Annotated in this window: 13 protein-coding genes; all 13 read right to left on the reverse strand. The window is 44.7% G+C overall.

Features of this window, described 5'->3' with window-relative positions; all coding sequences use genetic code 11:
- The 13 genes from MKY73_RS25230 to MKY73_RS25290 all read right to left on the reverse strand — a co-directional run bounded on the left by MKY73_RS25230 (position 1) and on the right by MKY73_RS25290 (position 12,170).
- Positions 1-1,155: an ABC transporter permease gene (locus MKY73_RS25230; RefSeq protein ID WP_339239650.1), complete on the reverse strand. Its 1,155-nt coding sequence runs from the start codon at positions 1,153-1,155 to the stop codon at positions 1-3.
- Positions 1,156-1,159: 4 nt separating this feature from the next.
- On the reverse strand, positions 1,160-2,077 hold the full coding sequence (locus MKY73_RS25235) for an ABC transporter ATP-binding protein (RefSeq protein WP_339303968.1): 918 nt from the start codon (positions 2,075-2,077) through the stop codon (positions 1,160-1,162).
- A gap of 253 nt (positions 2,078-2,330) precedes the next feature.
- Positions 2,331-3,491, reverse strand: coding sequence for an ABC transporter permease (locus MKY73_RS25240; RefSeq protein ID WP_339303969.1), 1,161 nt, complete (start codon positions 3,489-3,491; stop codon positions 2,331-2,333).
- A gap of 80 nt (positions 3,492-3,571) precedes the next feature.
- A complete protein-coding gene (locus MKY73_RS25245) occupies positions 3,572-4,003 on the reverse strand; it encodes a MarR family transcriptional regulator (protein WP_339303970.1) in 432 nt (143 codons plus the stop codon).
- A gap of 165 nt (positions 4,004-4,168) precedes the next feature.
- On the reverse strand, positions 4,169-4,336 hold the full coding sequence (locus MKY73_RS25250) for a DUF3934 family protein (protein ID WP_076333364.1): 168 nt from the start codon (positions 4,334-4,336) through the stop codon (positions 4,169-4,171).
- 137 nt (positions 4,337-4,473) lie between these two features.
- Positions 4,474-5,694, reverse strand: coding sequence for an MFS transporter (locus MKY73_RS25255; protein ID WP_339303971.1), 1,221 nt, complete (start codon positions 5,692-5,694; stop codon positions 4,474-4,476).
- Positions 5,695-5,726: 32 nt separating this feature from the next.
- The gene (locus tag MKY73_RS25260; protein ID WP_339242912.1) at positions 5,727-6,326 is read right to left on the reverse strand and encodes a TetR family transcriptional regulator C-terminal domain-containing protein; all 600 of its coding nucleotides are present in this window, start codon (positions 6,324-6,326) and stop codon (positions 5,727-5,729) included.
- A 119-nt stretch (positions 6,327-6,445) separates the two neighbouring features.
- Positions 6,446-7,594 (reverse strand): trypsin-like peptidase domain-containing protein, encoded by a 1,149-nt coding sequence (locus MKY73_RS25265; protein WP_339303972.1) that lies wholly within the window; start codon positions 7,592-7,594, stop codon positions 6,446-6,448.
- A 14-nt stretch (positions 7,595-7,608) separates the two neighbouring features.
- Positions 7,609-8,853, reverse strand: coding sequence for an FxLYD domain-containing protein (locus MKY73_RS25270; protein ID WP_339303973.1), 1,245 nt, complete (start codon positions 8,851-8,853; stop codon positions 7,609-7,611).
- A 385-nt stretch (positions 8,854-9,238) separates the two neighbouring features.
- The gene (locus MKY73_RS25275) at positions 9,239-9,436 is read right to left on the reverse strand and encodes a hypothetical protein (RefSeq protein WP_339303974.1); all 198 of its coding nucleotides are present in this window, start codon (positions 9,434-9,436) and stop codon (positions 9,239-9,241) included.
- 598 nt (positions 9,437-10,034) lie between these two features.
- Positions 10,035-10,814, reverse strand: a complete 780-nt coding sequence (locus MKY73_RS25280; protein WP_339303976.1) for a hypothetical protein — start codon at positions 10,812-10,814, stop codon at positions 10,035-10,037.
- Positions 10,799-11,365, reverse strand: a complete 567-nt coding sequence (locus tag MKY73_RS25285) for a hypothetical protein (RefSeq protein WP_339303978.1) — start codon at positions 11,363-11,365, stop codon at positions 10,799-10,801. Before MKY73_RS25285 ends, MKY73_RS25280 begins: the two co-directional genes overlap by 16 nt.
- On the reverse strand, positions 11,346-12,170 hold the full coding sequence (locus tag MKY73_RS25290) for a phage terminase small subunit-related protein (RefSeq protein WP_339303979.1): 825 nt from the start codon (positions 12,168-12,170) through the stop codon (positions 11,346-11,348). Before MKY73_RS25290 ends, MKY73_RS25285 begins: the two co-directional genes overlap by 20 nt.
- Positions 12,171-12,301: the final 131 nt, after the last annotated feature.

A 12,301-nucleotide genomic window follows, 5' to 3' on the forward strand; every position in this document is an offset into this window, starting at 1 on the left:
TTATCGTGCCTCCTTTCTTGTGAGGGAGTACACTGCAATTAGAACAAATCCCATTGCAGCAATAAGGGCAGTAAATACAGGCATCAAATCAATTACGCCTTGCCCAATATAATCGAACATTGGACGTTGGAACACTTCATTGATGCTTATGGAACTGAGCTCACCCATATCAAGTTTAACGAATCCGCCACCCACAAAAGTCATAACCGGAATCAACAATGTCACTACACCATCCACTTGTTTGATTCGGCGTCCAATAACCCCCAAGAGCAGACCTAGAGCGTTAAAGAAAATTGAACCTGCGATAATGATGAAGAATACAAACATCATGTTGTCTCCATAGCTGACGTTGAAGAAGAGTTTTGCACAGAATACAATGACTGCGCCTTGAAGAATAGATATCGTACACCCTGTTAGAAACTGCCCCATAATTAAAGCTGTTTTGGAAATTGGACTAACCAGATAACGATCTCCTAATGCTTCACTGTACTCTTCCTGTACAAAGTTCATGGTATTAGCCAAACCATATACAAGAATCAGAACTAACATAGTCACGCCATAATAGCTCATCGCTGAAATATTGGAACCACTCTCCGTGGAAGCCTCTGTTGCAGTTCCCGGAGCAACCAACATGTTACTATACTCATGTGAATATACAATATTCGGATTGCCCGCACTCGCAACTTCCATTGCCAGGTAGCCATCACCATAGGCTGATAGGGCCAGGTCTGTAATATTAACTTTCTCAATATTATTGTCCTTACCATACACCGTGATGTTACCGTTCTTATTTTTCTCATACTCACTTGTTAGATCTTTAGGCAGATATATATACTGTTCTACCTCTCCAGACTCCAACATCTTGAGCGCTTGTGTGCTACTAGAGCCTACCTTGACATTAAACATCTCTTTATTGTCTTCGCTACTAAGGAATGAAACAATATTTTTCCCTACATCTCCACTATCTTCATTGACCACAACTGTTGAAATCTGAGATATGATGGTGGACTTTGTTTCCTTATCTCCTGTCTGAAACACACCAGACAATGCATTCCCCAGAATCATAATCAAAAGAAGCGGCAACAGGATGTAATTGACAAATACGACAGGGTTCTGAAGCTTACGCTTCATACTCGTTGCAAATATCGTCCACATAGATCTAATCCCTCAGATTCTTTCTTGTTAATTTGAAAAACACTTGTTCCAGATTAGGGGTAATATATTGAAAGCTTTTCACATCTTCGCCAAAAGACTCTTTGATCTGACTTATTGCATTCACGTCATTTTTAGGGACTCCCAACTCGACATTGTTGCCTTCTTCCAGTAATACAACATAATCCTCAAGCTGCTTGGTGTACGCCGTACTTTTACGTTGTAGCTCCAAACGAATGATAGCCTGGTCTGTATGTTCCTGAATTACATCATTGAGCTTACCTTGGCAGAGCAATTGTCCATCATCGATAATTCCGACATGAGAGCAAATTCGTTCAACTTCCTCCATGTAGTGAGAAATATAGATAACGGTTGTTCCAAGTTGATTCAACTCTATAATGGCATCCAAAATTCGATTACGGGATTGTGGATCAACCCCCACTGTTGGCTCATCCAGTATGATGACATCCGGGTTGTGGACAATACCACAAGCAATATTGAGTCTTCGTTTCATGCCACCCGAGAATTTTTTAGGTTTTTGTTTGCGCTCTTCCCACAGTCCAACAAATTCAAGGGCAAAACGAACCTGTTTCATCAAACGCTCTCCCTTTAATCCGTACAGTTTACCGAAAAACAATACATTCTCATAAGCAGATAGGTCATAAATCAAGGCCAAATCCTGTGGAACATAACCTACTCGTTTGTTTGTGCTTGCATTGAGATGTTCGTTAAACCACTGAATTTTACCATTTTGAGGTTTATCCAGCCCAAGCATAACTCTGGTTAAAGTAGATTTCCCTGCCCCATTGGGACCAAGTAAGCCGTAAATCTGACGATCTCCAACCGATAAGGATAATTGTTTTAGTACTGGTTTCTTTTTGTTATAACTGAATTGAATATTCTCTCCAGTAAATACCGTTTGCATATTCGTTTACCTCCTAGATTTGTTGTGCCTTTTATGTAAACTTAGTTTAGCACTCAATCTCATCACTTAAACTTTCATGTCATAACAGGCACGTATGAAGTAATAACTGTACTTTCTGAAACAGATTTTGGCTTCGTAACCGTTAAAACATGACCTCTGATTATTAGGCTCAATAACAAAAACAACGATCCTGAAGATACGATATATCGTATCTTCAGGATCGTTGCTGCACATCAGATCTTTCTTATTATGTTTAGGCTGTAACCGTTGCGACTGTGGGTTGGGCAGACTTGTTCTTTTGCATGCCAACTCGCAGCAGCGTAATCCCCCACGTTATAACCGCGATCAACAGAAGATGCACCATGTATCCACCTACGGCTTCTCCACTATAGATCAAACGCATAAATCCCTGTACCCCATTGGAGGCGGGCAGAAAGTTTCCAATATGACGGTAAAATGGCGCCAGCATCTCGGCTGGAATGATATTTCCTGCAGTCATCAACTGGAGTGGAACCATCGCTACATTAAATAGAGGGCCTGCATTACCAAACAGGGCAAAACTCATTTGTGTAAAACAGATACAAGCCAGACTCACCAGCACATGATACAGATACAACGCGCCGAAGGAGCTCGCAACATCCGTGAACTGAAGAGCGACTGTATCTACAATCAGGGGAACAATCACAGCTATACACAATAATAGCATTTGCCGTCCCCAGAAGATTTCCCATTTGGTATGGCTGCGCTTCATCATATTCGACGTGATATTGAACTGAATGTTCATGGTCATCGCAGCAATGTAGGTGATAAAACCCAGAATCATAGGCAGCATGGATGTAGCAAAATCACTTACACTGTTCGTTTTATTAATTTCAGCCTGCACAGGCCCTTCATTCATCTTCGCCATCGCTTGTCCAATAGCTGAACTCAGTTCATCGCTGTTTATACTATCGTTATTAAGTGTCACTTGAACCCTGGATTCCAGAATCCCTTGACCCATTTGTGCAGTCATTCCGGTCGCCGCATGTTCCACAATGGATTTGGCTACATCGGCATTTCCCTGATTGATATAAAAGGACAAACTCGCTTCTGTACCGCCTGCAATCTGGTCAGTGAATCCTTCCGGAATAACAATAACCATCGCATAGTTACCCGCATTCATCTGTTGCTCGGCTTCCTTCGCAGAATCCAGCACATTTACCTGAAACGGCGCGAGTGTCTCAATCTGCTTCTGCACCTCTGTCCCTTGCGTCCCATCTTCGTTCACCAGAGCAACGTGAAGTTGATCGACTCTCTCCGTCGCCTGATGATACCCCGTCATCCAGATCACGACAAATAACAGTGGAACAATTAATGCAAATACCAACCCTATTTTTGTCTGTGGCACTTTAAGAAAATCTTTGAAGCTTTTCATTCGTTCACGACTCCCATTAGTTAAAATTAAAATAATTGCACTACATATATATGCACATGCACATATTTAGCCAAAAAAATTTATTTCATCTTTTCATAGATGCGATTCATCACATTCATGAATGCTTCAAGCTCTTCAGGGGAACATCCGGCGAGTGCCTCTTGCTCTTGATGTTTTGCCTTTGGTGTCAGAACGTTATTCATTTCCAGTCCTTCCGCCGTCAAACAAAGCAATACCGCTCTGCGGTCCTGTGGATCTTCTTCTCTTGTCACCAGACCTTTACGAATCAACTTGTCTATAATTTTACCCACAGTTGTCTGGTCCCGAACGGTTAATTCAGCCAGTTTTTTCTGTGATATATGACTTCCAGCCTTGCTCAATTCATTCAGAACTGCAAATTGTTCCGGCGTAATATCCTGTTCACTCAGATTTCTGGTTGTTGTTTTTTTATATGCCAGATACGTCCGTGACAGAATCAGTCCAAGTGGATTTTCATCCATATTAACAGGCATACTGATGCTCCTTTCTCTATATAGTAGCACTACCATCTAATTTGCGTAAGCTCTATATTATTACCAAATCTATACTACTGTCAATTTAATTTAATATATTTCCAAACAAAAAGAGACCCACCCGTTAGTCAGGCAGCTCTCTCCTCTGGCATCGTCAAACCACACTTACTCGGGCTTGCCACTTGAAGTTTCGGTATCGTCCTTCTTCTTCGTACCTTTACTTTTATAAGGCTTCGGTGTACTTTTTGCCCGGTTAGCGGCGGCTTGCCATCGGTTCCAGCCTTTTTTTCCCGTGCCACGGCCGGTGCCGCCTTTACCTTTTGCTTTACTCATGTTATCACTCCAATAATCCTGTATATGCTTAAAAATGACCGTCCTCGGTAACTTATTATGCAACCCAGCCCATCTAATTCACTTCCAGCATCTCTTATTATACCAAAAATCGATACTCCTACGTCTTTTCCTCACAATTACATTTCAGCCTTCGGTTGTTTCACCGTTTTGCCTCCTCGAAGTACCCGCAGGGATAACAGGAAACAGATCGCCAGAACGGCTGCTGCTGAAACGTAAGGATAGTTAATATTCACATCGAACAGTGCTCCAGCCACAATCGGACCTGCGATATTCCCCAAGCTGGTATACGCCGAGTTCAGTCCAGCCACAAAACCCTGCTGTTCCTGTGCCAGTTTAGACATCTGTGTACTGATGGCCGGACGCAAAATATCCATCCCCAGAAACACAATAAACGTTACGACAAGGATTAGCCAATACGTGTGCACGAACAAGGTCAACAATACAAATACGGCTACAAACAACAGACAGACCGAAATGACCATCTTTTCACCAAATCGGTTGAGCAACCAACCAATCAGGGATACTTGCACAACCGCACCCGCGATGGAACCAAATGTAATGATAAATGCAATGTCTTTGGTCGTGAAGCCAAACTTGTGATCCACAAACAGTGAAAATACCGTCTCATAGTTCGCCAGACCAAATGCCATAACAAACACAATAATCAAGCTGAAGAAGTAGGGTTCACGGTACGAATTCAGTAATTGAGATATCATGCCCGGAGCTTTGACATTCGACTCGCCAGCCACAGGTTTACTTTGCTCTCCTGTGCTTCGGGTAGATTCCGGCAAAATAATTAATGTAATGATGGATGCCAGCAAACCGGCAACCCCTGCGGCGTAGAACGGAATTCGAATGCCAAAGTCAGCAATGTATCCACCAATTCCCGGTCCGATGATAAACCCGGTTGTAATCGCTGCATTAATCAAACCCATCCCTTTGCCGCGTTCTTCCTCTGTTGTAATATCTGCGGTGTACGCCATAACCGCCGGGAAGATCATCGCTGCTCCAATCCCACCAAGCATACGGGCTGCGAAGAGCAGCACCGGTGCATTAACCGCACCAAACATAAACTCCGATACGGCAAAGATCAGCATACCGCCAACGATAATTTTTTTACGTCCCCACGTATCCGACCAACGACCCGCAAGCGGGGAGAACAGAAACTGTGTAAAGGAAAATGCCGCGACCAGCAATCCAACTGTGAAGCCAGTGATATGGAGAAGATCCATATACGCAGGCATAATCGGCACAACCAGACCAATACCCGTAAAAACAAGAAAAATATTAAACATTAACAGCAGCAATGCGCCCCTGTTCCGTGTTAGTAATGCCATGATTCCATCCTCCGTAGTTGTCAAAATGTTGCTTAAGCTTTATCTTTTGCAATGCCATGCAAGAATACACTGGCAGCCTGGCGGTATAACGCAAGAGCCTGTTCAGGCTCCATGCCCCGTGACATCTGGCTTAGGCCAATAATGGTACTTTCCAAGATCAGTGCAAGATGATCTACATTGTCTGCTTTGAACTCGCCGCTCTCAATCCCTTGTTCTATCATTTGTTTATTAAATTGAATATGCCGCTCAAACATCAAGGAGATCCGCTCCTCAATATCATTTTCTTTCTTCTCCCCAGTGAAGAACTCATCTGCCGCCTTCGTCAGTGGGTGATTCATATCATCCATGACGAGTTGTTCAGCCAGTCCGTAAATTTTTTCCGTGGAGGTGCGATAGAGATGTTCTTTGGCCGCCCAGCTCGCTTCCCACTCCCGGTCCCACTCATCGATTAGATAAAGGAACAGACCTTCTTTGCTTTTAAAATGGTAATATATATTGCCTTTACTGCTACCCGTCGCAGCTACAATATCCTCAATGGACGTTGCTTTATAGCCTTTCTGTACAAAAAGGGCTTTGGAAGCATCCGCAAGTTTCTTCTTGGTCTGCTCGGTTTGAAGTTGTTTTTTATTCATATTCATTCCATTCACTCCGTTCCATGCATACTGAACATTCGTTCTGTATTTTAACAGATGCATCGAATATAAGCAATCAAAAAGGAGACTTGGCACATCGGCCAACCCTCCCTCCACAATCATTTCACTTTTTTACCTTTGCCATGCAATATTTTCAATTGACCATTCTCAGAAGCAACCTGATAGGTGACCTTATACTTCGTTGTTACATATTCACCATCCCTGCGTTCATCGGCTGTAATCACTGCTGTCACTTCCATTCCATCATTGCCCTTGTCTATAGAAGAGACCTCTCCAATAGTCACATAACTGGTATTGAGGTAGCCCTCACTGAATTTGGCATAACTTGTGCTGCTCTGCCATTCACTTCCGAGCAACGCATAAGCTGTAACATAGTCACTTAAGTTCAGACTGTTGTAAAACTCGGTCACCAGCCCTTCTGCTTCCGCAGAAGTAGAGATCGATTCCGTTCCATTTCCCCCCGCCGTCTGAATCGCCGTTGGGCTGGATGGCTTCTTGGACCAGGCTTGCACCTGCTTCAGCACGCTGGTGATAGGGATACTGAATCCGATCCCGCCCTCCTGTTCCACAACGGCTGAGTTAATACCAAGCACTTCGCCGGTCTCTGCGTTGATTAAAGGTCCACCACTGTTGCCATGGGTAATCGGCGCCGAGATCTGATATAGATTGCTATAAATGTAAGGCGCAATTTCGAAGCTGCGTCCAACACCGCTGATAATGCCTGTAGTTACCGTGTTCTCTAATCCCAGCGGGCTTCCCAGAGCTAGGATTTCATCTCCAGTCTCGGCTTTAGATTTGGCAATAGCCAGAGGTTTCACCTTTTTCAAATCAGGCACCCTGACCACAGCTACGTCTGTTTCTTCCCCAATACCAATAACGGTCCCCTTATATTCTTCATGGTTCAAGGTCCGAATGGTTACTTCCTTCATCCCCTCAACCACATGCGCATTGGTCACGACATCTCCCAGATCATTATAGAGAAAACCAGAGCCCAATCCGCTGCTACTCTCAATTGTAACTACTTTCTTCTGACTTTCTTCAATAATTTGTTTGCGTGTCTTCTTCACGGTTTGCTTGGAAGCAGTCGTTGTTGCTGCATTTTTCGTATCCTTCACTTCGACAACAGCAAGTCTGGGCCCATCCTGCAACTGATCTGCTGAATGCTCGTGTATCCAGAACACGCCTGCTGCTCCAGCACCAATGATAATGGCACTGGCTATGATCGTACTCCATGTTCGTTTGACCATTCCAACCTGTCCTCCTATTCGAGATACCACGTTGCATTCACAACAGAGATTTCCGCTTCCTCGTACACACCATAATAATAGGTTTCAAAGAAACCTTCTTCCCCCACATCCAGCCAGCTTGGATACACATCTGCATAAGTTTGGCCCAGGTATACACCGTCTATATTATAAATATCAATCAAAACTGTGACAGAAGAGATCGGACGAGTTGCATTATTAATTAATGAACCACTAATATAGAGATCCCCGTACATATCCAGTGTCGCATCAACATTCACAACGCTTACTGCCGCCGTTCGATTCATCAAATCTTCTTCTGCAGCCTGTTGCTCTGCCAGTTGAATGCGATCCGCTTCCGCTTTTTCAAATGCCCTTTTTTCACTGAGCACCCGTTCACGATACGAAGTCAATTTTTCATTTTCCGGTGCATAAGACAATCCCTGGTCGACCGTTTGTAAAGCAGTTGTGAAATTCTTTTGCTTTACTTGCTGCTCGGCCTCTTTATAACTTATGCTTGCGAGCTTGTCGACAATTTGCTTCTCTACCGTTTCAGCTTCCTTACCTTTCAAATTTGATATGGTATCCAACTTCTCGGCTAGTGCCTCTATTGTTGTCAAACTGTCGATTTCCTTTTTCACCTTCAATACGGCCAGCGTTACCTTTCTGTTATTTAACACGGCACGCACTTTGGAGAAAACAGGTTCTTCCCGCTCCATCAGTGTTTTGGCTACAGCCTGAATGGTCTTATCTCCCGCGGACAGCTTTCCAGTCTTCAGACTTGTCGATGCCTCCTCCAACTGATTCATCAAGTTGAACGCTTTCGCCGTAATTTGCCGATCCTGTATAAGTGCATCATAATTCGGTCGTTTCGTTAGAGCGCTGTCCAGCAGTTGAAGTGCCTCTTTGTATTTCCCCTCTAGTGCAGCCTGTTCTGCCTGTTGGTGCAGTAATTTAACCTCTGCATTTATACCTGTCTCCAACTTGTAATAATAGGTTAGCAGCCCCCCTACAGCTACTGCCAGGAGCAAGGGAATGATCCAGCTAAATGCACGACCTTGACCCGTATTTCCCTGTTTGGAAGCAGGTTGCTGCTGACGGGACAACGAATCAAGTGCTTTTTGCGTTCCTTTATCCAAGTCAATGGCTGTTTCTGCCCAGATCTGTTCCTCTGTAGAGCCTGTTTCTTTTAATTTGGTTCTACACTTTCTGCACGTGTTATCCGCCGGACTGTTTTTGGTCCCACATACATGACAATACACCCTGATCCCTCCACTTAAGAACATATGTATACTCCGCTTTCTTGGGGTTCTTCTATCATAACCATTGCTAAAAACACCAACTGAATCGATATTTATCATATAGTAAAAAGGAATATTACACCATACAGGTAAATTGACAAAAATCTGCATAGAACAGATTCCAACTCAAAATAGAACCTCGCGAATACGCTGTCAATTGAATATAATGAAGACATTCCAACTTGTGAGGTGACACGGATTTGCTCCGTATTGTTCGAAGTACATAGTGGTAGGGCTGGGTCAAAACGCGTACCAGCTATCAAGGGATACGTCTGTCCATTTGATCCCATTCGATCATTTACAATAGAACGATTCGGCACAACTCTCTTGTCCTGTTTAATCAAACTCACAATGGTACATGGCGCCCCTGATCAAAGTAGTTCAGGTTCAATATCTCCGCCTTACGGCTACCCGACATGTATGGAGGTTGGCTGATCCATCGGGGAATCCCGTACGCACCACTTCCAATTTTCAAATGCAGGATCTCATTTGCTTCTTCACCTTCTGGGATAGTTTCAACGTATTGGCCTGTCTTCCAAGACATCTTACGCGGATCACCAAATGCCTTGAATCAAACCTTATTGCCGTTGATCTCCTGCTGGTACTTGCGGAATCTCTTCTTGCGCTTAAATTCCCTTCCATTACACCATATAGATACTTCCACTGAATCGCCGAGTTTGGTTGTCTTAATGTACTGAGGTTCCATATTCTCAGCTTCGACTGGCATGTTAGTACCGTCTCTAATAATTTCAATGTATCCATTACCAGTTTGTTCACGATGTTCAAGGGCTTCGGCCCACACGTCTTTAAAGGGTTTATCGAAATTGAAGAACTGCAAGAGCTCCGTCACTTTGTCCCACTCGATTCCATTTCTGGAGTCTCATCAACGTTAGTATCATCCTTCTTGTACCTTAAGCCAAAACCGAAACCAGCGATATTTTGTTTGTAAGCATCGATACACTGCGGTATGACCGTGCTTTCCTCAGTCATTTCTATCAAATTTTTCGGGTTGTACGGTGGCTCGATTAAATCCTTGCCATACGTAGTAGTTTCATCCTTGATCGCTGTGGAAGTGCTGCTCTTGCTGACTGAAGTCGAGATTTAATCACTCTTGCGTTTACTCTTCTCATGTAATCTCCTTTCTACCGCTGACTTGGTCGTTCGCGTTGTGGCCGTTTTTTCGGCGTGGCTTCCCTTTCTGATCGCCGTTGTTTCGCAAGTTGCATCAGGTAATCGGTATGGATTCCATCCCGCCGCGCGTCACAGGTATGGTCATTCTGCTTGATAGGCTTGTCTTCGCCGCGCTGGGCTGCCTTATCGTCCCAAATGTAAGAAACCAACTCTTTGAGGGAGTTGGTATTGTCGGTGCAAATATACAATTCATTGTGTTGAAACCGATTGGAGACCGTCTGAATACCATCCAATACAGTATTGACAGCAGCGCGAACATGGTTGATTGCCCGGCGTTTCAACTCAATGATAAAAGCCTTGGCGCTCGGGTCAATGAATATCGCGTATTCGTCGCCATCAGCAAACGCCTGCAGGTCATCAGCATATTCGCTGTTTGTCCGTTCTCCATTTTCCTTGATATCGTGGTAATATTCGTCCAACTCGTAATAAACCTCACCCCGGACGCCAAATTTCAAGAACGTAGTCGGGTTATTGGCTCCGTAATCGACACAAATAAACTTGCGGTCAAACTCAGCCGGGAACCAATCACGAGGTTTCTTATGAACTTTGTCGTTGAACTTGGAGAAGATCACGCCTTCGGCCATAACCCAAAGCCCCAAAATGAAACGGTCATAGAATATCCAGGTGTACATCCGGCGATAACGATCCCGGACATGCTCGGACAACGAAAGATTGTCCTCCATTGTAAAGTGCAGATGAATGGCACGTTTGACGATTAGATTGTCAACCATTCCACCTTGAACCAGTGGTACGGACCTGCAGGGTTACAGTTAAACCACATCTTTGCATCTTCAACCGAACAACGAGCAGTTGCCTGATCCACGAAGGACTTCGGCATCAACGCCACTTCATCGAAGAACATACCTGCCAAGGTGATACCTTGAATCAACTCTTGTGAACGCTCATCCTTACCCCCAAAGAGGAAAAACTGATTGCTTACAAGACCACGGGAAACCGTGAGGACGTTATCCGTCTTGTTGTCATGCACCTGGTACCCACGACTGGCCAACATCCTTTTAAGTGGACCCACAACGTTACGGCGCAGCGCACCGATCGTCTTACCCGCCATTCCAAACTGTTCGCTTCGGAACGTTTCCGTAGCCCAAACGATGTATGAAAAGGACATTGCGATTGTCTTGCCGGCACGAACCGATCCGTCACAAATGATGGCATCCATATCATGATGAGGGCTTTCAGGCATCCACCATGTCAGAACTTGGACTTGCTTATCTGAGAAAGGCTGCCACTTGAAAGGTGTAGGTTTAAGCTTCAGTGTTGCCATCTTTAGCCCACACCTCCGCAGCTCTTCCCCTCAGAGCATCCATAAAGCCGTCATCCTCAACTTTATCCGGTTCAGATCCGCCGCGTTTGATCATCAGCTCATGTTTCAGCATCTCGATGCGGACGCGTTTCTCTTCGTCCAGAAGCCTGGCCTTCATCTCAATTGCCTTTAGCTTCTGAGCCTGCACACGGGTTAACGCTTCTTCGAGCGAAATGATATCATCGATCACACGGAAGGTCTTCTCTTCTACCTGAGATTCGACCAACTCCGTTCGGGTCACAGGAATGGTCTTCATTTTACCCGTCATTTCATCATGAACCGTCATGGCTTCCTTGATTGATTTGAGCTCGTAAAGAACACGGCGCTCCCTCTCAGTCAGACCATCGGTCAATCTCTTGATCCGTAGCAGCATTCGACGTTCGCGGATCTCAAACTTCATTATGGCTTCATCAGCCTGTAGAAGCGGGTCAGTATCAATCAAATCGATGAGATCGAACTCGTCACCTTCCAAGGCATCCAGCCAAACGGTTTCATATTCACCTGTGGTTACGGCTTTCTTATTCCCATACGGTCCACCGTTGCCGCCTTTATTGCCGACAGCACGTTTATTCCCTGGCGGTGCTCCCCCGCGATTCCCAACAGCGTTCTTGTTACCTTTCGGGGGACCTTTTCGTTTGGTAACGTTACTAATGATTTCAATGGTAACGTTACTATTCAATTCAGCCGCCCAACCGTCCTGAGACTTCCACTTTCGGATCTGAGTCTCCCCAACAGAAAGAGCGGCGGCGATGTCCTTTAACTTCATCGACCCGCCGCTCTCCAGCCACATCAGTTATCTTTGTCCCGTTCGAGACTTCTCTCTCTGGCCATCTACATTCATCACCACCCCAACAAAGAAGGACCGTGACAGTTACCCGTCACAGCCCCTATTTCACT

Origin of the sequence: Paenibacillus sp. FSL R5-0519, assembly GCF_037974275.1 — a bacterium.
Classification (GTDB): domain Bacteria; phylum Bacillota; class Bacilli; order Paenibacillales; family Paenibacillaceae; genus Paenibacillus.

Excerpts from the sequence above, each read along its gene's own strand:
- MKY73_RS25230 (WP_339239650.1), bottom strand. The coding sequence starts at position 1,155 with ATGTGGACGATATTTGCAACGAGTATGAAGCGTAAGCTTCAGAACCCT.
- MKY73_RS25235 (WP_339303968.1), bottom strand. The coding sequence starts at position 2,077 with ATGCAAACGGTATTTACTGGAGAGAATATTCAATTCAGTTATAACAAA.
- MKY73_RS25240 (WP_339303969.1), bottom strand. The coding sequence starts at position 3,491 with ATGAAAAGCTTCAAAGATTTTCTTAAAGTGCCACAGACAAAAATAGGG.
- MKY73_RS25245 (WP_339303970.1), bottom strand. The coding sequence starts at position 4,003 with ATGCCTGTTAATATGGATGAAAATCCACTTGGACTGATTCTGTCACGG.
- MKY73_RS25250 (WP_076333364.1), bottom strand. The coding sequence starts at position 4,336 with ATGAGTAAAGCAAAAGGTAAAGGCGGCACCGGCCGTGGCACGGGAAAA.
- MKY73_RS25255 (WP_339303971.1), bottom strand. The coding sequence starts at position 5,694 with ATGGCATTACTAACACGGAACAGGGGCGCATTGCTGCTGTTAATGTTT.
- MKY73_RS25260 (WP_339242912.1), bottom strand. The coding sequence starts at position 6,326 with ATGAATAAAAAACAACTTCAAACCGAGCAGACCAAGAAGAAACTTGCG.
- MKY73_RS25265 (WP_339303972.1), bottom strand. The coding sequence starts at position 7,594 with ATGGTCAAACGAACATGGAGTACGATCATAGCCAGTGCCATTATCATT.
- MKY73_RS25275 (WP_339303974.1), bottom strand. The coding sequence starts at position 9,436 with ATGTCTTGGAAGACAGGCCAATACGTTGAAACTATCCCAGAAGGTGAA.
- MKY73_RS25280 (WP_339303976.1), bottom strand. The coding sequence starts at position 10,814 with ATGGTTGACAATCTAATCGTCAAACGTGCCATTCATCTGCACTTTACA.
- MKY73_RS25285 (WP_339303978.1), bottom strand. The coding sequence starts at position 11,365 with ATGGCAACACTGAAGCTTAAACCTACACCTTTCAAGTGGCAGCCTTTC.
- MKY73_RS25290 (WP_339303979.1), bottom strand. The coding sequence starts at position 12,170 with ATGAAGTTAAAGGACATCGCCGCCGCTCTTTCTGTTGGGGAGACTCAG.